Source organism: Brevibacterium sp. CCUG 69071, from assembly GCF_021023135.1.
Taxonomy (GTDB): Bacteria; Actinomycetota; Actinomycetes; order Actinomycetales; family Brevibacteriaceae; genus Brevibacterium.
The window spans coordinates 21260-45916 of sequence record NZ_PGFV01000009.1 but is presented as its reverse complement, the minus strand read 5'-3'; the positions used below and the strand labels follow the sequence as shown (position 1 = coordinate 45916).

Annotated in this window: 20 protein-coding genes; 10 read left to right on the top strand and 10 right to left on the bottom strand. The window is 64.4% G+C overall.

Annotated features, from left to right (window positions below):
• The first annotated feature begins 281 nt into the window (after positions 1 to 281).
• Complete coding sequence (locus CV023_RS17650) at positions 282 to 1058, top strand: amidohydrolase family protein (protein WP_230748356.1); 777 nt, start codon at positions 282 to 284, stop codon at positions 1056 to 1058.
• A 128-nt stretch (positions 1059 to 1186) separates the two neighbouring features.
• Positions 1187 to 2923 carry an ABC-ATPase domain-containing protein gene (locus CV023_RS17645; RefSeq protein WP_230748354.1) on the top strand — a complete coding sequence of 579 codons (1737 nt, stop codon included), beginning with the start codon at positions 1187 to 1189 and terminating at the stop codon, positions 2921 to 2923.
• 10 nt (positions 2924 to 2933) lie between these two features.
• Here CV023_RS17645 and CV023_RS17640 read toward each other — a convergent pair whose 3' ends face one another.
• On the bottom strand, positions 2934 to 4388 hold the full coding sequence (locus CV023_RS17640; protein WP_230748352.1) for an MFS transporter: 1455 nt from the start codon (positions 4386 to 4388) through the stop codon (positions 2934 to 2936).
• Positions 4389 to 4590: 202 nt separating this feature from the next.
• Here CV023_RS17640 and CV023_RS17635 point away from each other — a divergent pair, with 202 nt between their 5' ends.
• Complete coding sequence (locus CV023_RS17635) at positions 4591 to 5616, top strand: TetR/AcrR family transcriptional regulator (protein WP_230748350.1); 1026 nt, start codon at positions 4591 to 4593, stop codon at positions 5614 to 5616.
• 34 nt (positions 5617 to 5650) lie between these two features.
• On the opposite strand, the gene CV023_RS17630 is transcribed toward CV023_RS17635, so the two are convergent.
• The 3 genes from CV023_RS17630 to CV023_RS17620 all read right to left on the bottom strand — a co-directional run bounded on the left by CV023_RS17630 (position 5651) and on the right by CV023_RS17620 (position 11007).
• Positions 5651 to 7975, bottom strand: coding sequence for a thioredoxin domain-containing protein (locus tag CV023_RS17630; protein ID WP_230748349.1), 2325 nt, complete (start codon positions 7973 to 7975; stop codon positions 5651 to 5653).
• Positions 7976 to 8264: 289 nt separating this feature from the next.
• Positions 8265 to 9866 (bottom strand): MSCRAMM family adhesin SdrC, encoded by a 1602-nt coding sequence (locus tag CV023_RS17625; protein ID WP_230748347.1) that lies wholly within the window; start codon positions 9864 to 9866, stop codon positions 8265 to 8267.
• Between the two features lie 325 nt (positions 9867 to 10191).
• Positions 10192 to 11007 (bottom strand): glycerophosphodiester phosphodiesterase, encoded by an 816-nt coding sequence (locus CV023_RS17620; RefSeq protein WP_230748345.1) that lies wholly within the window; start codon positions 11005 to 11007, stop codon positions 10192 to 10194.
• Between the two features lie 281 nt (positions 11008 to 11288).
• On the opposite strand from CV023_RS17620, the gene CV023_RS17615 reads away from it, so the two are divergent.
• The 7 genes from CV023_RS17615 (at position 11289) to CV023_RS17585 (ending at position 18634) form a co-directional block, all read left to right on the top strand.
• Positions 11289 to 12782, top strand: coding sequence for an alanine/glycine:cation symporter family protein (locus CV023_RS17615; protein ID WP_230748343.1), 1494 nt, complete (start codon positions 11289 to 11291; stop codon positions 12780 to 12782).
• A gap of 151 nt (positions 12783 to 12933) precedes the next feature.
• On the top strand, positions 12934 to 13098 hold the full coding sequence (locus CV023_RS17610) for a hypothetical protein (protein WP_230748341.1): 165 nt from the start codon (positions 12934 to 12936) through the stop codon (positions 13096 to 13098).
• Between the two features lie 132 nt (positions 13099 to 13230).
• Positions 13231 to 14262, top strand: coding sequence for an Lrp/AsnC family transcriptional regulator (locus tag CV023_RS17605; RefSeq protein WP_230748339.1), 1032 nt, complete (start codon positions 13231 to 13233; stop codon positions 14260 to 14262).
• Positions 14263 to 14432: 170 nt separating this feature from the next.
• The gene (locus CV023_RS17600) at positions 14433 to 15299 is read left to right on the top strand and encodes a polysaccharide deacetylase family protein (protein ID WP_230748331.1); all 867 of its coding nucleotides are present in this window, start codon (positions 14433 to 14435) and stop codon (positions 15297 to 15299) included.
• Positions 15300 to 15445: 146 nt separating this feature from the next.
• A complete protein-coding gene (locus CV023_RS17595) occupies positions 15446 to 16759 on the top strand; it encodes an MFS transporter (protein WP_230748329.1) in 1314 nt (437 codons plus the stop codon).
• The gene (locus tag CV023_RS17590) at positions 16756 to 17604 is read left to right on the top strand and encodes an SDR family NAD(P)-dependent oxidoreductase (protein ID WP_230748327.1); all 849 of its coding nucleotides are present in this window, start codon (positions 16756 to 16758) and stop codon (positions 17602 to 17604) included. The genes CV023_RS17595 and CV023_RS17590 overlap by 4 nt, the downstream gene beginning before the upstream one ends.
• Before the next feature lie 10 nt (positions 17605 to 17614).
• Positions 17615 to 18634 (top strand): ketopantoate reductase family protein, encoded by a 1020-nt coding sequence (locus tag CV023_RS17585; protein WP_230748325.1) that lies wholly within the window; start codon positions 17615 to 17617, stop codon positions 18632 to 18634.
• A 51-nt stretch (positions 18635 to 18685) separates the two neighbouring features.
• Here the strand turns inward: CV023_RS17585 and CV023_RS17580 are convergent, their stop codons facing one another.
• The 6 genes from CV023_RS17580 to gcvH all read right to left on the bottom strand — a co-directional run bounded on the left by CV023_RS17580 (position 18686) and on the right by gcvH (position 24582).
• Positions 18686 to 19384 (bottom strand): hypothetical protein, encoded by a 699-nt coding sequence (locus CV023_RS17580; protein WP_230748323.1) that lies wholly within the window; start codon positions 19382 to 19384, stop codon positions 18686 to 18688.
• A gap of 247 nt (positions 19385 to 19631) precedes the next feature.
• On the bottom strand, positions 19632 to 20039 hold the full coding sequence (locus CV023_RS17575) for an ectoine synthase (protein ID WP_230748321.1): 408 nt from the start codon (positions 20037 to 20039) through the stop codon (positions 19632 to 19634).
• A gap of 54 nt (positions 20040 to 20093) precedes the next feature.
• Positions 20094 to 21386, bottom strand: coding sequence for a diaminobutyrate--2-oxoglutarate transaminase (ectB, locus tag CV023_RS17570; RefSeq protein WP_230748320.1), 1293 nt, complete (start codon positions 21384 to 21386; stop codon positions 20094 to 20096).
• A 267-nt stretch (positions 21387 to 21653) separates the two neighbouring features.
• On the bottom strand, positions 21654 to 22148 hold the full coding sequence (ectA, locus tag CV023_RS17565; RefSeq protein WP_330166667.1) for a diaminobutyrate acetyltransferase: 495 nt from the start codon (positions 22146 to 22148) through the stop codon (positions 21654 to 21656).
• Between the two features lie 395 nt (positions 22149 to 22543).
• A complete protein-coding gene (locus tag CV023_RS17560) occupies positions 22544 to 24025 on the bottom strand; it encodes an L-serine ammonia-lyase (protein WP_230748316.1) in 1482 nt (493 codons plus the stop codon).
• Between the two features lie 158 nt (positions 24026 to 24183).
• Complete coding sequence (gene gcvH / locus CV023_RS17555) at positions 24184 to 24582, bottom strand: glycine cleavage system protein GcvH (RefSeq protein ID WP_230748314.1); 399 nt, start codon at positions 24580 to 24582, stop codon at positions 24184 to 24186.
• Positions 24583 to 24657 lie beyond the last annotated feature (75 nt).

The following is a 24657-nucleotide window of genomic DNA, read 5'->3' as shown; positions in this document are numbered from 1 at the left end:
GGTACCGACCTTGGTTCGGTACCGATGGGGCGGAACCGGAAACTACTTCGACGACCGGTCCGGGCGCCCGATCAACAGTTACGTCGAGAACAACGTCGCGTGCGACGACTTTTTCGCCGTAACTGTTGACTGAGCCGCGCCTCAGTCGTGGGAGACGACTTTTTCGACGTCACCGTTGACCGAGGCGCACTCCCCGCGCCGTAGCCGCCTGCTCAGCCTCCTCAGCGCCCTACTTGTTCAGCTCATCGAGCCCCGCCTCGGCGGCGCAGTAGGGTGAAGGCATGAGTGACCTCCTGCGCGCCTTCGATGCGCACCTGCACATAGTCGACCCCAACCACCCGCTCATCGAGAACAACGGCTTCATGCCGGACCCGTTCACCGTCGGCGACTATCGCTCCCGCATCTCCAGCCTCGAGGACCACGGGATCGACATCGCCGGTGGTGCGGTCGTCTCCGGGTCGTTCCAGGGGTTCGATCAGGGCTACCTCGTCGAGGCGCTTCAGGCGCTGGGTCCCAACTACGTCGGGGTCACCCAGCTGCCGCCGGGGACCAGCGATGGTGTGATCAGGTCACTCGACGACGCCGGCATCAAGGCGCTGCGATTCAACGTCGCCCGCGGCGGTTCGGCGACACTCGACGAACTCGAGGACTTCGCCCAGCGCGTCCATGACCTCGTGGGATGGCACTCGGAGCTCTACATCGACGCCCGCACCATCGACGAGGATCTCGCCGCTCGCATCGCCGGACTCCCGGCCGTGAGCATCGATCATCTGGGCATGCACAGCGAGGGTCTGCCGACGCTGCTCCGGCTCGTCGAGCGCGGAGTGAAGGTCAAGGCCACCGGCTTCGGACGGGTCGACCTCGACCCCGCCGAGGTGGTCCGTCGTATCGTCGACACCGACCCGAGCGCCCTGATGGTTGGCACAGATCTGCCGTCGACGCGGGCAGCCCGGCCATTCGCCGATGCCGACTTCGACCTCATCCGCGAGACCCTCACTCCGGAGGAGGCGAGCGCCGTGTTCTGGGACAACGCCGTGGCATTCTATCTCCGAAGCTGACCGGTCGACCTCGGTTGTTCGGTCTGCCTCGGCCGATCGGTCGACTTCGGCCGCCCAGTCCACCTCGGCTGATCGGCCCGCCTCGGTTGATCGGCTCGTGTTGCACTCGATCCCGTAGCATTTCTGGGATGAACTCCCCACGCACGAATCTTGCCGCCACCCTGCGCGATCTCGACGGCCGCAGCTACGGGAACTTTAAACAGATCCGCGGTCGCTACCAGTTCGGTCCGGTCCAGCTGTTCATCGACCGGGTGCAGGTCGACCCTTTCGCCTCGCCCTCGAAGGTGCGGGTCAGAGTCGACAGGGCAGATGCGGGCTTTCCCGCCGATCTCACCACAGACAGGCAGGACCGGGTCGCGGCCGCCGACTACCTGCTTCGAGCCGGCAATGCCGTACTGTCGAAGCTCGACCAACGCGCGATCATCCTCGGCCACCCGGGGCAGGAAGTGCTCGAGCGCAGCAACATCCTCATCGACGACAGCGGCTTCGAAGCCAGACTCCTCGTCAACCTCCCGGCCCGGGGACGCCGCATCCTCGGCCATCAGGCCGCCGACGTCCTCACCCGGGATCTCCCCGGACTCGCCCGCCGAATCTTCCTCTTCGAGGAGTGGGCCGATGCCGACCCCTCGGCACAGAGCCTGCACGACCATGTTCAGCTCCACCGCGATCAGCTGGAGCTGCGGAACCACCTCGGCGAGGCCGATCTGGTCGGCTTCGTCGGCAACGGTGCAATTCTGCCCCGCCGGTCCGGGGATTCGGATCGCCCGATGCCGGCGGCCGATGCCGTCGCATTCACCAGCCCGCCCGAGCTCGAACACACGGTGACGCTGAGCAGCGGCCGTCGGCTCACGGGCATGGCGATCCCGCGCGGGGTCACGGTGATCGTCGGCGGCGGGTATCACGGCAAGTCGACGATTCTACGCGCCCTCGAACGCGGCGTGTATCCGCACATCGCCGGCGACGGGCGCGAATGGGTCATCACCGATCCAAGCGCCACCTCCATTCGGGCTGAGGATGGTCGTGCCGTCACCGGAGACGACATCTCACCGTTCATCAACAATCTGCCATCCGCCACTGACACGAGATCCTTCACCACCACGAATGCCAGCGGTTCGACGTCCCAGGCGGCCAACCTCGTCGAGGCCGTCGAAGCCGGAGCGCGGAGCCTGCTCATCGATGAGGACACCTCGGCGACGAATTTCATGATCCGCGATCAGCGGATGCGGGCCCTCATTCCCGCGGATCGGGAACCGATCACCCCGTTCGTCGACCGCATCCGCCCCCTGCTCACCGGCCGAGGTGTGTCCACGGTGCTCGTCGCCGGCGGTTCGAGCGCTTTCTTCGAAGTCGCCGATCACGTCATCGCCCTCGACGCCTACGTGCCCCGGGATGTCACCGCGCAGGCCCGCGATTTGGTGGGAGCTCCTGAGGCAACGTCTGCTGGCGACACCGCCGCGACACAGCCCGCGGACCCCTCCGGCCCCGCCGGGCCCGCGCTCACACCCGGGCCCCGCACCCCGACCGCGAAGGCGCTGCGGCCGGCATCGAAGACGAAGTCCGCGCGGGCCAAAGGCATCGACCGGATCCAGTTCGGCAAGAGCTTCATCGACCTCGTCGCGGTCTCGCAGCTCGTCGATGCCCAACAGACCTCCGGAGTCGCCGAGGCCCTGGAGTACCTGGCCGAGATCTTCGACGGCCGCACCTCGGTGGCTGAGGCTGTCGACGAGATTGAGGGCATGCTCGACACTCAGGGAATCGATGGGCTCACGGGGCATCGGGATCACCCCGGCCACCTCACGCGGCCCCGACCCCAGGAGATTGCGGCCGCGCTCAACCGGTATCGGGAGCTGCGCCTCGTCGAGTGACGCCGGGTCCTCAGTGCTCTTCGGTCTCCTTCGAATCGGTGAGCGTGCGGATGCCGAAGATCGACATCACGAGCACGATGCCGGCGAGGATGGTGAACGAGATCTGCTGGGAGTGGACGAACCCGGCGACCATGGCCGAATCCCAGGCCCCCTGCGGAAGCGTGCTGCCGAGCACCGTCGCCATGATCGTGCCGACGATCGCCACGCCCACGGCGTTGCCGAGCTCCTGAGCGGTGTCGTTGAGCGCCGAGCCGATCGAAGTATGCGATTCGGGCAGCGCACCGAGGAGGGCGACGGCTCCCGTGGTCATGATCGTGCGCATGCCCATCGTCATCACGAGCATGCCGATGGCACACCAGATGAATCCGTGGGAGAGGGCGAAGATCCAGATCACGAGGCTGATGAGCACGAGCGCCACGCCCCCGATCGAGGTCTTGCGGTGTCCGAAGTGGGCGACGGCCCGGTCGACGAAGGGCCCGGCGACGAGCATTCCGGCGACGAACGGAAGGTTCGCCAGGCCGGCCTGCAGGGCCGACCAGCCCCATGCGAACTGGTAGAGCTGGGTGGAGACGAACATGACGCCGACCATGGCGATCATCGTCGCCGTCTGCAGGATCGCCGATCCGCTGACGGTGGGCAGGGCGAGCAGCTTGAGGTCGAGCATCGGGTCCGTCGCAGTCTTCTCCCGCCAGATGAACCCGACGAGTGAGAGGATGCCGGCGGCGAAGACGGCGATGGTCAGAGGGGCGGTCCATCCGTTCTCGACTCCGGCGGTGAAGCCGTAGAGGAGAAACCCGAGCGAGGCGACCGAGAGCGCGGCGCCGACAACGTCGGTGCCGCCGCTTCTGCGGTCGGCGGGATCGTCCTTGGCGACTCCGAAGCGCACACCGATCCAGGCGATGGCGGCCACGGGTGCGTTGATGACGAGCAGCGCCTGCCAGGGCCAGCTGGCGATGGCGAGTCCGGCCAGGGTCGGGCCGACGGCGAAGCCGATCATGGACACGACCATGATGATGCCGATCGCCTTCGTCCGCAGGTCATCGCGGTCGAAGAGGCGGAAGATCAGGGACATCGTCAGCGGTTCGATGAACGCAGCGAAGGCCCCGGAGAGCGCCCGCACCGCGATGAGCTGCACGGGAGTGGTGACGAGGAGGACGGCCAGGCCGGCCAGTCCGAAGAGGGCGAGGCCGACGAGGAGGGTCCGCCTGCGGCCGAGTTTGTCGCCCATCGTGCCGCCGACCATGAGCAGTCCGCCGAAGGTCAGGGAGTAGGCGCCGACGATCCATTGGAGGTCCGTCGGCGAGGCGCCGAGGTCTCTGCCGATCGTGGGCAGGGCGATGTTGAGGATGGAGTTATCGACCATCTCGACGAGCATGGTCAGGCACAGGGCGAGGAGTGCGGGCCAGGCCGCGCGGAGACTCTGCGGTTTGCACACCGCAGTCGTGGTGGATGCTGGGGAGGACATGGGGAGCCTTTCGTGTGGCGGGAGGGGCCGGTATCCGGTCCCGAGGAGGTGAGCTTCGGAAGAGATGAGTGTCTGGAAGAGCTGAGTTTCGGAAGACATGATCGAACCCCGTTCGCTTATGGAACGTTGTTCGATCTGTCGAACTCTGTTCGAGAATAGAACGCTGTTTGATCGATTGCAAGCGGGTCGGTAGATTCGAGGCATGGCATCCGACACACCCCGTCGTCCACGCGGCGAATCAACCCCGGGCTCGCGCGGCCGGCGCACTCCCCGCTCAGCTCGCAATCCGCGAGCCGGAAGCAATCCGCGTGACGGAAGCGACCCGCGTGATGGCCGCGACCCACGCGCCGGACGGGATCCCCGTGACGGGCGCGATCCGCGCTCGGGCGCCTTCGACCCGCGAGCCGCTCGCGCCGAACGGATCGAACGGTCGGAACAGATGCGTCGTTCGGGTCGCCAGGATCCCCGTCGTCGAGGCGGTCGCGGGCAGTCGCGCACCCGCGCATCGCTGTCGCTCGACCAGATCATCGAGGCGGCGATCGCCACCCTCGATGCCGTGGGAGCGGAGAAGGTGACCCTGCGAGGGTTGGCCGCGCAGCTCGACAGCGGTGTCGCGAGCCTCTACTGGTATGCCTCGGGCAAGGACGAGCTGATGGCGATCGTCGCCGACGAGCTGCTCGGTCGCGCCCTCGATGACGCCGATGCGCTCATTGCCGACGGATTGGCCACTCCGCCGGTGTTCGCCGCCTATCCCGAGATGGTCCCGGCGGAGGCTACGAGCACCGCCACCGCCGAGGCGCTGCGGGACGTCCGCCGCCTCGTCCTCTGTCTGTTCGTCCAGATGATCGAGCACCGCTGGCTGGCGGGGCAGCTGATCAAGGCCGGCCCCGACGAACACAATTCACTCAGCTACTGGGAACGGATCGGCCAGGCCCTGCAGAGGACGGAACTCGACCTGACCAGCCAGTTCCACGCCTCGCTGACTGTGGTCAACTACGCGTCCGGAATGGGTGCGGAGGTTTCGCAGAGCGCGATCGATCGCGAGTCGATGGAGGACACCGAGGCCGAGTTCGCCGAGCAGATCGACCGGTGGGCGAGCTTCGACGAAGAGGAGTTCCCCTTCGTCCACTCGGTGCTCGGCGAGTTCGCGAAATTCGATGAGAAGTCCGAGTTCATCGTCGGCCTCGACCTCGTCCTCTCCGGAATCGAGCGCCTGAGCTGGGGTTGAGACCAGACAGCATCGCCTGATGCCTGTCCGCTCTTCAGCCGTCCAGCAGGGACCGCAGCTCGTCCGCCGTCGTCACCGGCAGTGAGCATTCGGTTCCGCGGCAGACGATCGCCGCTCCTGCGGGCACCGCGACGTCGCGACCGTTCTCATCCGGCACTCCGTTCGAGGCGGTGATGAGGGTGACGGCAGGATGGCGGGCCGCCAACACCCGCAGATCGGCGTCTCGGCTGGCCACGCGCACGGGGGCGAGCGCCCGCTCCGCCTGCCACAGGCCATGACCGCAGCCGCGCGGAGCTCTGGCCGCGAGTGCCCGATAGACGCCGAGGAGGCGCTCGCGCAGATCGAGCAGCCGACCGGTGGTGAGGCTGCCGGTCGAATCCGGGTCTGCCTCGGCCATCGGCGAAGCCGCCTGACCGCTCGACTCGACTCCCGCCTCGGCGAGGAGCAGTGCGACCTCCGCGGCCGCCGACCGGCCCGAGGGGACGGTGTTGTCGACCGGGTCAGACGATCGGATCGTGAGGATCTCGTCGCTGAGTGAGTCGAACACTTCGAGGGTCTCGCCCTCGGCGGTGAACTCCGCGAACATCCGCTCGCTCAGTGACGCCAGCTCGTCCAACGAGGCGGTCCCGACCCCCGAAGTGCCTTCGGCGGACGCAGGCTCACCACCGTCACCCAACTGTCGAATGGTGAGTCCGGCAGTGACGAATTGCGCCCAGTCGGCCAGTCCCGCCGCGCCCGGCCCGGGCACCTCTCCAGTGAAGCTGCGCCGCACTTCCAGTGCCGCCCCGGACTCCCCCGCACCGAAGCTGCGATGCATGGCTTCCCAGGCCTCGGCCGCGGCACGACCCCACCGGTCCGAGTCGGGGAGCATCGGCTCCGCAGGGCTACCCACACCTCTGTCATCCGCACCCACAGCGTCAGCCCCGGAGTACAGGGCCGCCTCGGCGAGGGCAGTGATCGCCAAGGAATTCCACTCGGTGATCGCCTTCTCGTCTCTGGCCGGGCGATCGCGCCGGTCGAAGATCTCCCGCAGGCCTGCCCGCTGTCGAGCCGTCTCTGCGGTCGCCCACGGCGCCGGGTGATCGGCATCGAAGGGCACGTCGTCCATGCCCAGCCAGTCGATGATCCGGATCGCCGCAACCACCTGGCCGGACAGGTCCGCCCCGGCCGGGGAGTCGACGAGCTGCAGCAGGCCGGCGTCGCCCACCTCGGCGAAGCCCTCGGGGGTGAGCACATACGCCGCACCCTCTTCGAGCGTCCCGGCGCTGTTGAGCGAATCCGCGTCGAGCGCGGCGATGAACCGCTGCCCCTCACGCATATCCTCAAGCAGGAAGTCCGCGGTATCGGCGATCTCACGCTCGGCCAGGGCCAGCCATTTCGATGCCGGGTTGAGCGCGCGCTCGACCTTCGCCCAGGTCACGGCGGCGCGCAGGTACAGCGCATTGTCATAGAGCATCTTCTCGAAATGCGGCACGAACCACTGCCGGTCGACGCTGTAGCGGGCGATCCCGCCGCGCACCTGATCGCGCATGCCTCCGCTGGCGATGCGCGCGAAGGTGCCGCGCACGGCGATGAGGCAGTCGAGGACCAGTTCGCCCTCGAGATGCCCGTCCGCGCCGAGGCGGTCCAGCCGCCCCGATTCCCGCGCAGACTCCTTCGCCGAGGTGGTCCCACCCAGACGCACGAATGCCGCCAACAGCTGCATGAGGTTCATCATCGGCGGGAACTTCGGTGCGGTTCCGAATCCGCCCCAGGCGGGGTCATAGGAGTCGAGCAGGGCCTCGGCGGCCGCATCGAGTTCGTCGGCGCTGAGCGATTCGGCGGTCGCCTCGGCGGGGAGGGCATCGGTGACGGCCGTGGCCATTTCGGCCAGGCCGCGGTCCATCCGCTGGGTCATCTCGGCCACCTCGGCGCGTTTGTCCGTCCAGGTCTGGGACACGGCCGAGAGCACCTGGGTGAACGCGGGCAGATTGCCGCGCGGTGCCGGCGGGAAGTATGTTCCGGCGTAGAAGGGGCTGCCCTCGGGGGTGGCGAAGATCGTCATCGGCCAGCCGCCCTGCCCGCGCATCGCCTGAAGGGCGTTCATATAGTAGGCGTCGATGTCGGGCAGCTCCTCGCGGTCGATTTTGATCGCGACGAAATGCTCGTTGATCAGGGCCGCGATCGCCTCATCCTCGAAGGATTCGTGGGCCATGACGTGGCACCAGTGGCAGGTGGAGTAGCCGATCGAGATGAGGACGGGGACGTCACGGTCGGCCGCCTCGGCGAGGGCCTGCTTCGACCACATCCGCCAGTTCACGGGATTGTCGGCGTGCGCGCGGAGGTACGGGCTGGTCGAAGACGCGAGTTCGTTGGCCATGGACCCAGCGTCTCACTTCAGGGCCGCGCACGCGAGGTGTGTCTGTGGGGACTGAGGCGAGGTACGTTCGCGGGCGCTGGCCGGGCACTGCTTCCCCGGCGCGACCGTGGACGAGGGGGCAAATCAACTCAGATGCTGCCGCAGCACTGGCCACATCAACGGCCTGGCTGACGAAGCCACGACGCCGATATCAGAGGACCCCACGCTCCGGATGCATGCCAGTGACGAAAATGAGTGCGGCGACCGCAGGGGCACGGTCACCGCACTCATCGGCGAAGTCTTCGATCTGTCAGCCGCGACGTCGGCGGACGGCCACGACCAGTACAAGACCGGTGGCGACGAGAAGCGCACCGAGACCGACACTGTATTGCAGGCCCGTGCTGCCGGTCACCGGCAGACGAGCGCCATCTGCTGAACTCGACGAGGAATCAGATCCCGAGGTTCCCCCTGCGTGTGCGCCTGTGCCCTCTGCCGCATCTGCGGACTTTCCGCCGTCGTCGGTACCCGCAGCATCGGTCGGATCGGGAGTGGAATCCGCCGCCGAATCACTGTCGACGTCGTCCCCGCCCATGCTGTCGGCTTCGGAACCGGTTCCGGCAGAAGAGTCATCGCTGTCTGCAACGGAATCGGCTTCGGCGGCGACGTCTACTGCGGAGTCTGCGCTCGGATCGCTAGCGTCGTCGGAGGTGGCCTCCTGATCGGAAGTGGTGTCGGGATCAGACGTGGTGTCCGCGTCCGGGTCAGTAGCGGTGGCCGCATCGGGATCGGAGTTAGCATCCTCATCAGACGCCGCATCCGGATCAGTACCCGCATCCTCATCAGACGCCGCATCCGAGTCGGCCGCGGTATCCGCGTCAGGATCGGAGCCAGCATCCTCATCGGACGCCGCGTCCAGGTCTTCGTCCGAGTCATCGCGGACGACGAAGTCTGCGACACCGTCCTCCTCGCTCAGGTCGATGGCCTGGGAGTCGTCGCCGACGACGGTCTTCCCGTCAGGGACAGTGAATGACACGACGTAACCATCGGTGGCAAACCATTCGGGGAAAGCGAAACTGCCGTCGGCCTCACTCGTCGTCGTCGCGAGGACCGCACCATCAGCGTCGGTCAACGTCACCTTTACGCCGCCGAGCGGCCCATCGACTTCGTCGATGACGGACCCGGTGATGTCGCGCGCCTGAGAGACAAACCATGTCTGATAAACAGGAAAACCCGACCGCCGAGTGAATTCGAAGGTCAACGAGGACAACGGCACATTCGGCTCGAACCAGGCAGCAGCACCGGACGTATCCTCTGCCTGATCGTTGCCTGTCAGAGTCAGCGTGGTCTCATCCCACCGCGGCACGTCCTCGGCAGATCCGGAGCATGAGGGTTTCCCAGCTACGCCTTCGGCGCAGTAGTTGAAACCATCCTTGAATCCGAGGTCCTCGGAGGTCGCCGGATTCCCTTCTGCGGTCGTCGCCGAGATGCTGACCTGATCGGCATCGATATCGCCGAGCACGAAAGACCAGCCCGATTTCGGTGTCGGCGAATCGAAAGCGTAGGTAGTCGTCGACGGACTGCTGGCGCTGTCCGCGTACGGACGCAAGTTGAGGTACGGCTGATTGCGACTAGACCCGTATTTCGCACCGACGGGCGTACCTTCGGACAGCCAAGTCGACGATCCGCTGATGAGTCCGACGCTTCCGGCTCGGGAATCCGAGGTGACGTCCGCGGACAGTTCGGGCTGTCCGGCCAGCGTCATGCTTGCGGTGTAGTCGCGGCTCTCTCCTTCCAAATCCGTCCAGCCGGCCCAGGTGGAAGTCGTCGCTGAGCTCGCAGGCGAAACGGACATCATCACCAGCGCGCTGACCGAGAGTCCCGCCGCAGCTTTCCGCAATCCTCGTTTTCTCATTGTTTCCTTATGAACTCGTGCAAGTGCGGCAAGTAGAAGCGCTCGAAAGAAATCTGTGGGTCAACCTCGAGCTTAATCAACATTCGCTGGGCGCGTCAACACAGAAGTTGTTACCGCGAATTTCGCTTCACTGCCGGGCCAAGCAAAGGGAGAGCACGTCGTCTTACCAGCTAAATCGTATCCATAGGGGCGCCAACACGTTCATCCCCATTCGCCCGAGGGACTCAGCCTTGCGAACACTCTGCTCGCCGTCAGAGACGGGGAATCATTCCATTCGAATTCTCGCCCCCACGCTCATTGAGCAATGATTAGACCATCACCCCCGTCAGAGGATGTCGATGAGTGCAATCAGGCGATCGGGCACATTCGTGATGATGCCGTCGGAACCGGCATCGATGGCCTTCTCCATGTCTTCGTCGGAGTCGATCGTCCAGACGAGGCTCGACATCCCGAGCTGGTGGACGAAGCCGAGGTATTCGATGTCCGCTGCCAGGTACTCGGGGTTGACCTGGTCGACCCAATCGGCGAAGCCATAGAGCTCATCGGGGCAGGGACGGCCGAGCACTCCGACCGGGATCTCCGGGAGCAGCTCGTGGAATTCGCGCACGAAGCCCCAGTCGGCGGACTGGACGACGAGCATGCCCGCGGCCAATGCCCGGTCGAGGTAGAGAGGATCGGCCTGCAGAGACCGAGCGAGCACCTCGGCGATTCCGGGATACCGGAACGGATGCTTGACCTCGAGGAGCAGGCCGGTGCGGGTGGTGTGGACCAAGTCGAGCACCTCGCCGAGGCGGGGCACCCGCACTCCTGCGAACTGCTCGCCTTTCCAGCTGCCGGCGTCGAGTGTGGCGATCTGGGGGGCATTCATCCCGCCGACGCTGAGATCGGTGCGGTCGGGGTAGAGGGTGCGGGCGTCGGTGGTGCGCTCGAGCGTGGCGTCGTGGATGACGACGAGTTCGCCGTCGCGGCTCAGGTGCACGTCGATCTCGATCATGTCGGCACCCTGATCGATACCGGCAGAGAACGCCGGGATCGTGTTCTCCGGCCATTGCTCGGACGCGCCTCGGTGCGCAATGACGAGCGGCGGAACACAGGTGCGAGCGCCGAGGGAGGCGGTCTGGGGGTTGAGGGTGATGGGCATGATGGGGACTCCTACGGGTGGCCGATCAGTAGCGGTGCGAGCGACCGATGATGCACTACATTGCCGATGAGGCTATCCGTCCAGGGCAATGGGCGGATGATGTGCGAGTGGACGGGACGTGAATCCTGGCGGTGGCCCCGCTCAACGGTTCCGCACGTCTCCCTGAGGGCCGCCGACGCACGCCCTGATCGGAGATGGCAGACTGGAGGGAAACACGGACGGAGTCTTCGCCTTTTCGCCTTCCGTCCCCGCAGCTCGATTGCCGAAGGAGACGCAGTTCAATGGAGATGCTCCAAGGTGCGCTCGACAGTTTCAGCACCGTCTCGTCATATGTCCTCGTGGCTGTTCTCATCCCCACGGGCCTGTACTTCACCATCCGCACCGGCGTCGTACAGGTGCGGCTGATCCCTGAGATGTTCCGCACCCTGACGGAGCCCGGCGGACGGGACGCCGAAGGCAACCGGAACATCTCGCCGTTCCGCGCCTTCTCGATCTCCGCGGCCTCACGCGTGGGTACGGCGAACATCGCCGGAGTCGCCCTGGCGATCTCGCTCGGCGGCCCCGGCGCGATGTTCTGGATGTGGCTGACGGCAATCGTCGGCGGAGCCACCGCATTCGCCGAGTCCGCTCTCGGGCAGCTCTACAAGCTCAAGGACGGCCCGAACTTCCGCGGCGGTCCCGCGTATTACATCAAGCACGGGCTGAACATGAAGTGGCTCGGTCTCGTCTTCGCCGTCATCGTCGCGATCACCTACGGCATCGTGTTCAACTCGGTGCAGTCGAATTCGATCGTCGACGCGGTCGGGGCGTCCCTGGACGTCGATTCCTCGAACGGGGCATTCGCCGCGATCGCCGGTGCGATCATCGCCGTCGCCGCCTTCGCGATCTTCGCCGGTGGTGCCAAGCGCATCTCGAACATCTCCGCCTACCTGGTGCCGTTCATGGCCGGCCTCTACCTCATCGTCGGCATCATCGTCGTGGTGATGAATATCGGCGCCGTTCCCACGATGATCGCGACGATCTTCTCCGAGGCGTTCAGTGTGCAGTCGGTCGCCGGCGGCACCATCGGTTCGGTGATGCTCCTCGGCATTCAGCGCGGCCTGTTCTCCAATGAGGCGGGTATCGGTTCGGTGCCGAATGCGGCGGCGACGGCCTCGGTCTCGCATCCGGCCAAGCAGGGGTTCGTGCAGGCGCTCGGCGTGTACTTCGACACGATCCTCGTCTGCTCGATCACCGCGTTCATCATCCTGCTTTCGAACCCTGAGTACGGCACCTCGGCAGAAGGCATCCAGCTCACGCAGACGGCGCTGAGCGGCCAGCTCGGACAGTGGGCGATCCACTTCCTGACAGTGGCGATCTTCCTCTTCGCGTTCTCGTCGATCCTCGGCAACTATTACTACGGCGAGGCAAACATCGAACACCTGACGACGAGCAAGGTCGCCCTGCGCATCTATCAGGTCATCGTCATGGCGGCAGTGTTTGTCGGTGCGATCGCCGCTCTGGACCTCGTGTGGACCGCTGCGGACATCTTCATGGCGATCATGGCTCTGATCAACCTCTTCGCCCTGCTGATGCTCTCGCCACTGGTGTTCTCACTGCTGAAGAACTACCAGAAGCAGCGCCGAGCCGGCGAGGAGCCGATCTTCCGCCGCGGCGATCTGCCGACGTTCAAGCGCATCAACACCGAGGTCGAAGCCTGGGACGGCACCGACGAGGTGACCACAGCGAAGTTCTGGCACGACCGCGGCAAGAAAGTGCGTTCCGACAGCGAGTGATGGTGCTGGTGCAGTGCTCGCGTGTGCAGCGTGATCCTGACTCTCCATGATCGCGCAGATGTATCGGGCGCCCCTTCGTTGAAGGGGCGCCCGATGATCAATCACTCCCGAGCGCATTCAGTCACCACCTGACCGTAAGGAGGAGTTGTTGATGGCCGTCGACCGCACGGAGCTGGCCGATATCCTCGCCGAGGCGACGGGATGGTCGGTCTCGGCCGAGCTCGGCGTGCTTGCTTTTCCCATCTTCGAAGCCCTGGGACCGTTCGAAGGATCACGCGGATATATGAACGGTGCAGATCTGACGGTCCGCGAGTGATGATGTTCAGCACAGCGATCACGCCGGCACATGCCGCACAGCCACCGCATTTGGGTAATAATTCGCTTTGCATCTGCATATTTGAAGCAAACCGACTATTGACTTCCCTTGAATGACGAATATGATCATCATGTGAACAAGAACACACCTGCTAGCGAAGCTTTGGACCCGGTGGACCGCGCAATCGTCGATGCACTGCATCGTGACGGCCGCGCACCGTGGTCGAGGGTGGCCGAGCAGGTCGGCGTCTCGGCCGTCACCGTCCGCCGACGTTATGAGAGCCTGCACAACCGGGGCCTGATCCGCGTCATCGGTGCCACCGACGTCGTCCGACTCGGGCTTGGTACCCCGATCTACATGCGCATCTCGAATGCGCATGGTGACCTGGACGTGCTCATCCCCCGGCTGAGGGAGCGCATCGAAGTGCGCTCGTTCCACACTCTCTTGGGCTCCGTCGACATCGCCGCGGAGATGGTTCTGCCTCCCGACGTGGACTACAGCCGACTCGTTGCCGAGATCACCGAGGGGACTTCAGCATCGGCGGAAAGCCTGCTCCTTACGCATGCTTTCGCCTCTGGACAGGACTGGGCGCCTCCGTTCGAATCGCACGAGCCTACGCGACTCGCTCCGGTCAAGACCGAACCGGCACCGCATCTCGACCTCTCACAGTCCGAGGTCAAGGTGCTCGGCATGCTCATGCACGACGGGCGAACCTCACTCGGTGACCTCGCTGCATCAATCGGTAAGTCCGAGAACACCGCCGCCCGCACGATCGAACAGCTGAAAGAGCACGGGGTGCTCGACTTCCGGATCCTCGTCGAACCCGAACTGCTCGGCTTCAATACCGAGTTCCACCTCTGGCTGGTGGTCGAACCGCAGCATCTCAGGCAGACCGCACTCACACTGGCGGAGCATCCGTCCACGAAGTACCTCACCGCGACGACAGGCAACTGCAGCCTCGCCGGTCAGTTCATCCTCCGCGACCGCACCGAACTGTTCCACTACACGACTGAGGTGCTCGGTTCACTGCCCGGAATCCGCAGTGCAGAGCTCTCGATTCAGACGGCAACTTACAAACGCGTGTGGACCTCGATCATCGACGGCAGGTACGCGACGGACGGACAGCCGCTCGACCCGATCGAATACCTCCGACCACGACCCTGACCCACGGACTCTCATCGACATCGACGAGGCAGAGAAGCCACGACCCGATGTGATGTCACGACACAGAACAACCCGAACCGACAGGAGATGTCATGTCCTCACAGAATTCCTCATCGCTTTCCATCCCTGCTGAGCCATGGCAATGGCCTGAAGAGCAATGGCGCTCAGAGGTGAATCGCGTACGGGCCGGACGCAGTCTCGTTCACGACGATGTCACGCAGCGCTGGCCGGAGCAGGCTCGTTGTGCAGTCCTCATCGCATACGATTCCGACCATGAGACGCCGTACCTGCGCGATGGGCAGACCTCACCGGGTTCCCTCGCCCAAGGCGAGTACGGCAGCCGGGTCGCCGTGCCGAGGATCCTCGACATGCTCGCCAAGTATGAGGTGCCTACCAGCTTCTACGTCCCGGCTGTGTCTGCCCTCCTGCACCCCCAAGACATTGAGGGATATGTTGCAGGCGGACATGAGGTCGCTGTGCACGGGTGGATTCATGAACGCAACACCGCTTTGCCTTACGAAGCCGAACTCGACCTCATCGGTCGGGCCACTGACGTGCTCGAGCAGCTTAGCGGCGCTCGGCCGACAGGTATCCGCACTCCCTCTTGGGACTTCTCCCAATCCACGTTGAGGGTCATCAGAGAGCTCGGGTTCGCGTATGACTCCTCTCTCATGGCCGATGACGAACCCTACGAGCTCGATGCTGATGGCGAACCGACTGGGATCATCGAAATCCCAGTCGAATGGATCAGGGATGATGCGCCCTACTTCATGATGGACCGTTTCGGCGGCCTGCGCCCTCATCTCTCTCCCCGTGACGTCGAGCGCATCTGGATAGACGAATTCGACGCAGCGCACGCCGCCGGAGGAGTCTTCGAGCTGACTCTGCACCCGCACATCAGCGGGCACCGCTCCAGGATCGCCATGGTCGACCGACTCCTGAGCTACATCCGAACATTCGACGATGTCTGGCTCGGCACGCACGCTCAGCTCGCCGATCATCTGAATGCCCAAATCGCACCGCCCGCCACGAACTGATCATCACGCCTGGGCACTTCTCTCGGGGCTCCTCTACACCCCCTGGGCCTCACTGCACCATCTCGTCACAGCGAGCGCTCTCGCTCTCTCCATCCGAATCCGGGGTCGCTGGCACCCCGTTCGCCTCATGAAGGAACGAACCGATCATGTCCACTGACGCAACTCACACGCATCCGCCCCACGACACGAAACTGTCGAAGAAGGGTCGAAAGGCACTGCTCGCCGGTGCCGTCGGGAACACAGTCGAATGGGTCGACTGGGCCATCTATACAACCTTCTCGTCCGTCTTCGCCGTTCACTTCTTCCCTGGCGACGACCCGGCAGCGGCACTGCTCGCCACACTCGCTGTCTTCGCCGTCGGTTTCATCATGCGTCCGATCGGTGCCGCGGTCCTCGGCAACTACGCCGACCGTCACGGCCGCAAGAAGGGAATGGCGCTGACCATCGGTCTGATGGCCGGTGCCTCGCTCCTCATCGCGGTCACCCCCGACTATTCGATGATCGGCATCGCGGCCCCGATCGTACTGGTGCTGGCCCGCATGCTCCAAGGCTTCTCCGCCGGTGGCGAGTTCGGAGCCTCCTCGGCCTTCATGGTCGAGGCCGCTGCACCCAAGCGCCGGGCCTTCGCCGGGTCCTGGCAACAGGTCTCGGTGGGAGCCGGGGGCCTCATCGCCGCCGGTATCGGAGCAGTCATCACCTCCGCGCTCGACTCCGACGCTCTCGATTCCTGGGGTTGGCGCCTGGCGTTCGCACTCGGCGCGCTCCTGGGACTGTTCGGACTGTGGCTGCGGACGAATGTCGCCGAGTCCGAATCGTTCGAAGCGACCAAAGCCGCTCGCAAAGGCGAACCGAAGCAGAAGCGCTCCTACCTCACGATGTTCGTCAAGCATCCCGGCGCCGTCGCCCGGGTCTTCGGCATCACCATCGCTGGAACTCTGCTCTATTACATCTGGGTCTCGTACCTGCCGACCTATGCCCATGTCGTGACCGGCCTCCCGCTCAATCAGGCTCTGACCGCCAACTTCATCGCAATCGGGTACTTCATCTGCATGTTGCCCTTTGTCGGCATCCTGTCTGACAAGATCGGCCGCAAACCGACGATGTCCGCTTTCGCCGGCGGATTCCTCGTCCTCGCGTTCCCCCTGCTCAACTTCCTCGACAACAATTTCTGGGTCTTCCTGGCCGTTGAGATCGTCGGCATGACGCTGCTGCTCGGCTACTCCGCCAACTGTGCCGTGATCATGGCCGAGCAATTCCCTCCGGAGATCCGCGCAACCGGCATCGGACTCCCCTATGCTCTGGCAGTCGCCATTTTCGGCGGCACCGCTCCCTACATCATCACGTGGATGAACGACATCGGAATCGGTGACAAAGTGTGGATCTACTGCGCCATCGCGGCCGCGGTCGGTTTGGCCGTCTATCTCACCATGCCGGAGACCAAGGGAAAGAAGATCGCATGAGCACAGGTTTCGCTCCTCATATCCTCATCACGGGCGCCGCAAGCGGCATCGGCAGGGAGATCGCCCGTCAGTACGCCGATCGGGGCAACCAAATCACCATCGTCGATTTCGACGGCGAGGCACTTAGTGCGCTGGCCGATGACCTTCGCCGAAGCGCCTCTGACGTCAATCCGATCACGTGCGACCTGCGCGATCCCGAGGCACCGGCCTCGGTGATCGAGTCAGCCTTCTCTCACGGTGATGTCCATGTCCTCGTCAACTCCGCGGGCGTGTACCCCGCCGTTCCCCTACTCGACATCACCGCCGAGATCTGGGACGCAGTGCAGTCGATCAATGTGCGAGCGCCGCAGCTGCTGACTGTGGAATTCGCCAACCGAATCCGTCACCTCGCCGAGGAACTGCCACTCGGGTACCCGTCTGTAGTCAACATCTCCTCGGGTGCGGCGCTGCGAGCGCGCCCCGGCGCCGCTCCCTACACGACGTCGAAGGCGGCAGTGGAGATGGTCACACGAGCCAGCGCCCTCGAATTGGGCCCCCTGGGGATCAGGGTCAACGCCGTGGCACCCGGATTCGTCGTCGTCAACAGCGAGCTCAATCGTCTCAACGACGACTACGTGGAAAAGGTCTCGTCCAATCCGCTCGGGCGCAAGGGTCGACCCGACGACATCGCTCGTGCCGTCCTCTGGCTCGCTTCTCCCGAAGCAGAATGGATCACCGGCGAGATCCTGAGAGTCGACGGCGGTTCTGCCGCCGGGGCACTCAATCTTCCGGTTCACTGGCCCGAGACGCGCACCGAGCCCGATTCGCCAGCAGCAAACGTTCAGCACCCTCAGCATCGAAAGTGAGCACGATCGAATGACAAACACGTCTTCCCCTGAAGAATCGATCTATACAGTCGTCGGAGGAGGTGCCATCGGAGGCACACTTGCCGCGCACCTCGCTGCGGGAGGCCATCCCGTTCAGATCGTCGACACTGACACTGCCCACGTCGCGGCCATCCGCCAGCACGGGTTGAAGATCGACAGCCCTAACGGAACTCTCAAGACCCGCCTTCCAGCCTTCACTCCAGACGAAGCTCCCGACGAATTGGGGCCTGTGTTGCTCGCGGTCAAGTCGCAGGCGACCGAGGCTGCCATGGACTGGGTCGGCCCTCGGCTCCGCACCGACGGCTATGTAGCCTCGATGCAGAACGGCCTCAATGAAGCAACCATCGCCGATCACATCGGCCGCAACCGGACCGTTATCGCATTCGTCGACCTCTTCGCCGACCTCGTCGAACCGGGGGTCATCAAAGACGGCGGAATCGGCACTATCGCGGTCGGTGAATTCGCCGGCGGGACGAGCAATCGAGTATGTGATCTCGCCGAGGCACTATCACATTGGGGAACACCGATCGTCAGCGACAATGTCAGCGGCTTCCTGTGGTCCAAACTGGCGTTCGGCGCGATGCTCACGGCCAGCTCGTTCATCGACAAAGATATGTCGACGGTGATCAGCGAGAACCGTACCTCAATGCTCGAACTCGCCCGCGAGGTCTTCGCGATCTCGGATGCCCTCGAATTCCGGCTTGAAGGCTTCGACGCTTTCGCTCCCGACAAATATCGAAGGACTGCACCGGCAACCACTGTCGACGATGCATTCGACTCACTCTGTGAGTGGCTGGCAGGTCAGACGAAGACGCGCTCCGGTATCTGGAGGGACATCAACGTGCGCAGACGTCCCACCGAAGTTCCTGCCCACTACGAGCCGGTCCTACGCATCGCCGAACAGCACGGAATCTCCGTACCGCGACTGCGAACGATGGTTGACGTGATCAGAGAACTCGAACGTGAAGAAGCGGTGATGGGTGACCACCTGATGGAGCGCATCGCCTGAGGACACAGCAGCACCAGTCAGCCGCGAGCATCCCCAGTGGGATGCTCGCGGTTACTTCTTCGCCGACTTCGAGGTGGCGCCGGTCGCCCAGCTGACCTGGCTGAAGGTCACACGGTAGGTCTTCTTGCTCTTCGACTTCACCTTGTACGTGGCTTTGCCCTTCTTGGCGGTGACCGTCTTGATGGTCTTCCACTTGCTGCCGGACTTGACCTGGAACTTCACCTTGGGGTTGTAGTTGACCTTGCCGTACTGCTCCGGGTTGTAGACCTTGGTCTTGGACGTCAGGGTCACAGTGCTGCCGCTGCGTTTGGTCGCGAGCGAGGCGGAAGCCTTGCCGCGGACGTAGAACGAGCCCTTGGTGTAGTCGGTGCGGTCTACGTACTTCGAGTAGCTTGAATTGTTCGCCCAGACTTCGGACGGACCCATCGTGTATTTCCCAAGGCCCGTCCAATCAGGGCAGACCATCACGCGGTCGCGTTTTGTGTTGCCACCGTTCTGGAAGAACGCATAGTCAACCAAACCACCTTGTCGTGTGATATCGACATCCACGTACCAGTCGCTGACTCCCGACTTCTTATGGGACATGTTGATGTCGACATTGCGGCAGTTCGAGTTGCTGACGACAATGCTTTTCGCCGACAATTTCGTAACGTCGAATGAGATGCTTGCGGCCTCGGCCGAAACAGCAGGACCAACAGCCAACGCAATAGCGGCAATAGCGGAAATGAGCGCGCGTCTGATGAGTTTCAAAGTGACTCCAATGAGAATGAGTAGACAGAGGATGCCAGAGTCGGAGTCACTGGAGTGATGTCGGCAGAGTGCGTCACGATAGTTGAAGTTTCGTCAAACCGAACATTATCACAACTGAAGTCGCATCCGGACGGATATCAGCCGGGCATACGAAAGAGCGGCCCGAGTGCCGAAACACTCGAACCGCCCTCTCAGCTGACCGCGGTCGCCGACGCAACTGTCGGCAACCTCGGCGAGGTGATGCTTCTCAGCTCACGGCAGCCTCTTCGTCTTCGACGATGAGCGGGTAGACGCCGTTCTCGTCGTGGACCTCACGGCCGGTGACCGGCGGATTGAACACGCAGGCCATGCGCAGCTCTTCTTCAGCCACAACGGTGTGCTTCTCGTGGCCGTCGAGGAGGTACATGACGCCATCGTGGAGCGGGTAGGTCTTCCCGGTCTCCTCGTCGGTCAGTGTGCCCTTACCCTGCACGCAGTACACGGCTTCGACGTGGTTCTGGTAGTGGAACGTCGAGGTGGTTCCGGCGTAGATCACGGTATCGTGGAAGGAGAATCCGACACGCTCACGGCCGAGCACCATGCGGCGGCTACGCCAGGTCTCGGACTTGATGTCGCGCTCGGTGTCGTTGAGGTCATCGCGGTTGACTACGTACATTCGTAAGTCCTTTCGGTAGTTCTGAAGTTCGGGTGAGCCCGGGCAGAGTTCTGATCAGGCCAGCGCGGGCTCGGCGGCGGGAGCGAACTTGAGCACTCCGGCTTCCATGATGTCGAGGCCGGCCTTGAGGTCCTCGGCCGAGATCGTCAGCGGCGGCATGATCTTGATGACCTCGTCCTTGGGACCGGAGGTCTCGAGCAGCAGGCCGTTGTCGAAGGCGTACGCGGCGACCTTCTCGGCCACCTCGTCGTCTTCGAAGTGCAGACCCGCGAGCAGGCCGCGTCCGCGGACGCTGGCGCCCTCGGACTTGGCCACGATCTCGTCGAGGCGCTGGTGAAGGGCGGCGATCGTGTCGGCCAGTTCGTTCTGGAAGGTGTTGTCGGCCCAGAACTTCTTGATCGCGGCGGTCGCGGTGACGAACGCAGGGTTGTTTCCGCGGAAGGTGCCGTTGTGCTCGCCCGGCTCCCAGGCATCGAGCTCGGGACGGAACAGAGTCAGCGCCATCGGCAGGCCCGAGCCGGAGATCGACTTGGACACACAGACGATGTCGGGTTCGATGCCGGCCTCTTCGAAGCTGAAGAACGTGCCGGTGCGACCGCAGCCGGCCTGCACGTCGTCGACGATGAGCAGGATCTCGTGCTTCTTGCACAGCTCGGACAGCGCGCGCAGCCATTCGGCGCGAGCGGCCCGCAGACCACCCTCACCCTGCACGGTCTCGACGATGACGGCCGCAGGCTTGTCGACGCCCGAACCCGAGTCTTCGAGGACCTTCTCGAGCCACAGGAAGTCAGGGATCTCGCCGTCGAAGTAGTCGTCATAGGGAATCTTCGAGCTGTTGGTCAGCGGGATTCCTGCGCCTTCGCGCTTCATCGAGTTGCCGGTCACCGACAGCGATCCCAGGGTCATGCCGTGGAACGCGTTGGTGAACGAGAGCATGTGCTGGCGCCCGGTCACCTTGCGGGCGAGCTTGAGCGCCGCCTCGACGGTGTTCGTGCCTGTCGGTCCGGGGAACATCACGGTGTAGTCGAGTCCGCGCGGCTTGAGGATGAGGTCCTGGAAGGTCTCGAGGAACTCACGCTTGGCCGGGGTCTTCATGTCCAGCGAGTGCAGGACCGCACCGGACTGGAGGTAGTCGACGAGGGGCTTCATCACGACAGGGTTGTTGTGCCCGTAGTTGAGCGCTCCTGCGCCGGAGAAGAAGTCGAGGTAGTCCTTGCCGTCTTCGTCCCACTGATGCGCACCCTCGGCGCGGGCGAAGGTCGCCGGCCAGGAGCGCGAGTAGCCGCGCACGGCGGATTCGCGGGTTTCGAAGATGTCGGGCTTGTCGGTCTTAGTCGTGTCGGTCATCGTTTGAGTCCTTTCGACTTCTCGATTGTGCGTCGGCTTCCGACGCGGTGCGCACGTTCCCGGGTCTCGCGCTGTTTCGGACGATAGTTCCGGACTGGCCGGTGGCCGGTCCGGCCAGTGGTCGGTCCGACCGATCGGCCAGTACGCTGCGGACGCCGTGCGGCGGGCGCGGTGGTGGTGTCGCGGATGGGCTCAGCGTTGGCGGCCGAGCCCGACGACCTCACCTGCAATGCCTCCAGGTGCATCTGTCAGCACCGAGGCAGGGGTTCAGAGTGGAGCGATCTCGTACAGGTATTCGGTGTCGTGGCCGTCCGGGTAGAGGTCCGGAGTGAACAGCGGCCTGCGGTCGAAACCGGCATCGCGCTGCTCGGCGAAGGCCTGGAACAGTCGGTTCGAGGCTTCGTTGTCATCGGTGATCGTCGTCTCCATGCGGAGCGCGTCGGTCCGATCGGCGAGTTCGTGGAGCATGGCCGAGGCCAGCTTCCGGCCGCGGAACTTCGAGTTCACGGCGACCTGCCAGATCATCAGGGTGTCCGGTGATTCCGGACGTGTGTAGCCGGTGACGAACCCTGCGGGTTCATCTTCGACCCAGGCGATCACCGAGGTGTCCGCGAAGTCGCGGCACCACAGCAGGTACGAATAGGAGGAGTTGAGATCGAGCACGGCCGTATCTTTCGCAAGCCGCCATAGATGTTGTCCGTCCTCCAACGTGGGAGTCCGGAGTTCGGTTTCCGTCTTCGGTTCAACGAGTGTGTTTGTCACGCCCTCAAACCTAACGACCTGAGAATGAGCGTCAACCGCAGATTCATCGATTCGGGCGCCATTCGGCCGCGATTCCCGGGCGTGTCCGCACGGTCATCGACCGGGGCTTCCCCATGGCATCTCTGGGATGTGCCAGGGCGGCCGATCGCGCTCATGACGGGCCAGGGCTTCGTTATTGTTTCGTTACATTAGGGGCCTATTGGAACTTCGGTTCCACGCCGTCCACGTCTTTTGGCGTCCAGATCGGCACTCAAGTCGGCTTGTTCGCGGAGTGGCCGATCCGGGCAGACGCAAGGGACGACCCGTGCAGATCGGGTAGGCCGTGCGGCCCGACCACGCAGACCGAAGCCGAAAGGCTGCCCGGGCAGGGACGCTCAGCCCGCAGCCCCCACCCCTCAACACTCGACGACGTTGACGGCGAGGCCGCCCTGCGCTGTCTCCTTGTACTTCGAGGACATGTCCGCGCCAGTCTGGCGCATCGTCTCGATCACCTCGTCGAGGCTGACCCGGTGCTGCCCATCGCCCCACAGTGCCATCCGGGAGGCGTTGATCGCCTTGCCTGCCGCGATCGCATTGCGTTCGATGCAGGGCACCTGAACGAGTCCCGCGATCGGGTCGCAGGTCAGGCCGAGGTTGTGCTCCATGGCGATCTCGGCGGCGTTCTCCACCTGCTCGGGACTCCCGCCCATCACGGCGGCCAGTCCCCCGGCGGCCATCGACGAGGCGGATCCGACCTCACCCTGACAGCCCACCTCGGCGCCGGAGATCGAGGCCCGCTCCTTGTAGAGGACCCCCACCGCCGCCGAGGTGAGCAGGAAGTCCACGATGGCCGCGTGCTTGGCGGCCTCGCCCCCTTCGGTCACCGACTTCACGTAGTTGAGTGCGTAGTGGAGCACGGCGGGGATGATCCCGGCCGCCCCGTTGGTCGGGGCGGTGACGACGCGACCGCCCGAGGCGTTCTCCTCGTTGACGGCCATGGCGATGAGGTTGACCCATTCGAGATAGTAGCCGGGGTCGCGGTCCGGGTCCTCGGCCTTGAGTTTGAGGTACCAGTCGTGGGCCCGTCTGCGGACCTTGAGCCCGCCCGGCAGGAAGCCGGAGCGGTCGAGGGACGCCGAGGCGCACTCCTCCATCACGGAGTAGATGTGCAGGAGTCCGTGTCGGATCTCGTCCTCGTCGCGCATCGAGAGCTCGTTGGCCAGCATCACCTCGGAGATCGACATGCCGTTGTCGTGGCACTGCTGCAGGAGTTCGACGGCCGAGTGGAAGGGGTAGGGCAGCTCCTGACTGGCGGACTGGAGTTCGGCCTCGACGACCTCATCGGCCACGGCGAATTCGCTGTCCATGGTCTCAGCCTCGGCGGCCTGCTCCTTCTCGAGGAATTCGGTCTCCGAGGTGACGAATCCGCCGCCCACCGAGTAGTAGGTCTCCTCGGCCAGCGTCTGCCCGGAGGCGTCGAAGGCGGCCAGGGTCATGGCGTTCGTGTGGCGGGGCAGGACGGTGAGGGGACGCTTGACCATATCGTCCTCGGTGAAGGCGAGTTCGACGAAGGCGTCGGCACCGGCACCACCGGCCACCCCATCGCCGAGGCGAATCATTCCGGTCTCGGACATACGGGTGCGGCGGGCGGTGAGTTCATTGGCTTCGACGAATTCCGGCCGGCAGCCCTCGAGGCCGAGCAGGATGGCGTCGAAAGTGCCGTGTCCGGCACCGGTGGCGGCGAGGGATCCGAAGACATCAACTCTGATGCTCGCAACGGATCCGAGGTTCTCGCCCAGGAGTGTGAGGAAGCTCGATGCCGCGCGCATCGGGCCGACGGTATGGGAACTCGAGGGGCCGATGCCCACGGTGAAGAGATCGAAGACGCTCAGTGGCATAGCGGTTTCCGCGATTCTGTTGATGCGACCGGCTGATGCGGTCGACTGATGCGACCGACCGGACCGTTCCCGGGCTCAGACACACATGGAGCCTGGGCCGATCCGGCCGATCAGGGATGGTCCGATCCGGTCGATCGGAGGGAGATCTGGAGAGTGTTCTAGAGGGAGTTCGCCTCGGCGTAGCCGGCGGCGTCGAGCACCTCGCCCAGTTCGGTGACGGCGACCTCGATGAGCCAGCCGTCGCCGTAGGGGTCGGAGTTGAGCAGTCCGGGGTTCGCCGTGGCGAGTTCGTTGGTGGACACGACTTCGCCGGTCACCGGCGAGTACAGGTCGGAGACGGACTTCGTCGACTCGACCTCGCCGCAGGTCTCACCGGCGGTGACGGTGTCGCCGACGGCGGGCAGGTCGACGTAGACGACCTCGCCGAGGGCGTCGGAGGCCACGGCCGTGATGCCGATCTTGACGGTGCTGCCGACGATGTCATCGGCTCCGGCATTGATCCACTCGTGCTCGGCCGAGTAGGTGAAGTTCTCCGGGAGCGGGGGCAGTTCAGCCATGTTCTCTTCCTTCTTTCGCTGCAGTTTGCGCCGGCCACGGGCCTCGTGACGGCTTGGATCGGGTCACCGATGCCC

Coding starts and splice junctions, on each gene's coding strand:
- ectB (WP_230748320.1), bottom strand. CDS start 21,386: ATGACCGACACGACTAAGACCGACAAGCCCGACATCTTCGAAACCCGC.
- CV023_RS17650 (WP_230748356.1), top strand. CDS start 282: ATGAGTGACCTCCTGCGCGCCTTCGATGCGCACCTGCACATAGTCGAC.
- gcvH (WP_230748314.1), bottom strand. CDS start 24,582: ATGGCTGAACTGCCCCCGCTCCCGGAGAACTTCACCTACTCGGCCGAG.
- CV023_RS17595 (WP_230748329.1), top strand. CDS start 15,446: ATGTCCACTGACGCAACTCACACGCATCCGCCCCACGACACGAAACTG.
- CV023_RS17630 (WP_230748349.1), bottom strand. CDS start 7,975: ATGGCCAACGAACTCGCGTCTTCGACCAGCCCGTACCTCCGCGCGCAC.
- CV023_RS17645 (WP_230748354.1), top strand. CDS start 1,187: ATGAACTCCCCACGCACGAATCTTGCCGCCACCCTGCGCGATCTCGAC.
- CV023_RS17635 (WP_230748350.1), top strand. CDS start 4,591: ATGGCATCCGACACACCCCGTCGTCCACGCGGCGAATCAACCCCGGGC.
- CV023_RS17615 (WP_230748343.1), top strand. CDS start 11,289: ATGGAGATGCTCCAAGGTGCGCTCGACAGTTTCAGCACCGTCTCGTCA.
- CV023_RS17575 (WP_230748321.1), bottom strand. CDS start 20,039: ATGTACGTAGTCAACCGCGATGACCTCAACGACACCGAGCGCGACATC.
- CV023_RS17625 (WP_230748347.1), bottom strand. CDS start 9,866: ATGAGAAAACGAGGATTGCGGAAAGCTGCGGCGGGACTCTCGGTCAGC.
- CV023_RS17590 (WP_230748327.1), top strand. CDS start 16,756: ATGAGCACAGGTTTCGCTCCTCATATCCTCATCACGGGCGCCGCAAGC.
- CV023_RS17585 (WP_230748325.1), top strand. CDS start 17,615: ATGACAAACACGTCTTCCCCTGAAGAATCGATCTATACAGTCGTCGGA.
- CV023_RS17610 (WP_230748341.1), top strand. CDS start 12,934: ATGGCCGTCGACCGCACGGAGCTGGCCGATATCCTCGCCGAGGCGACG.
- CV023_RS17640 (WP_230748352.1), bottom strand. CDS start 4,388: ATGTCCTCCCCAGCATCCACCACGACTGCGGTGTGCAAACCGCAGAGT.
- CV023_RS17560 (WP_230748316.1), bottom strand. CDS start 24,025: ATGCCACTGAGCGTCTTCGATCTCTTCACCGTGGGCATCGGCCCCTCG.
- CV023_RS17620 (WP_230748345.1), bottom strand. CDS start 11,007: ATGCCCATCACCCTCAACCCCCAGACCGCCTCCCTCGGCGCTCGCACC.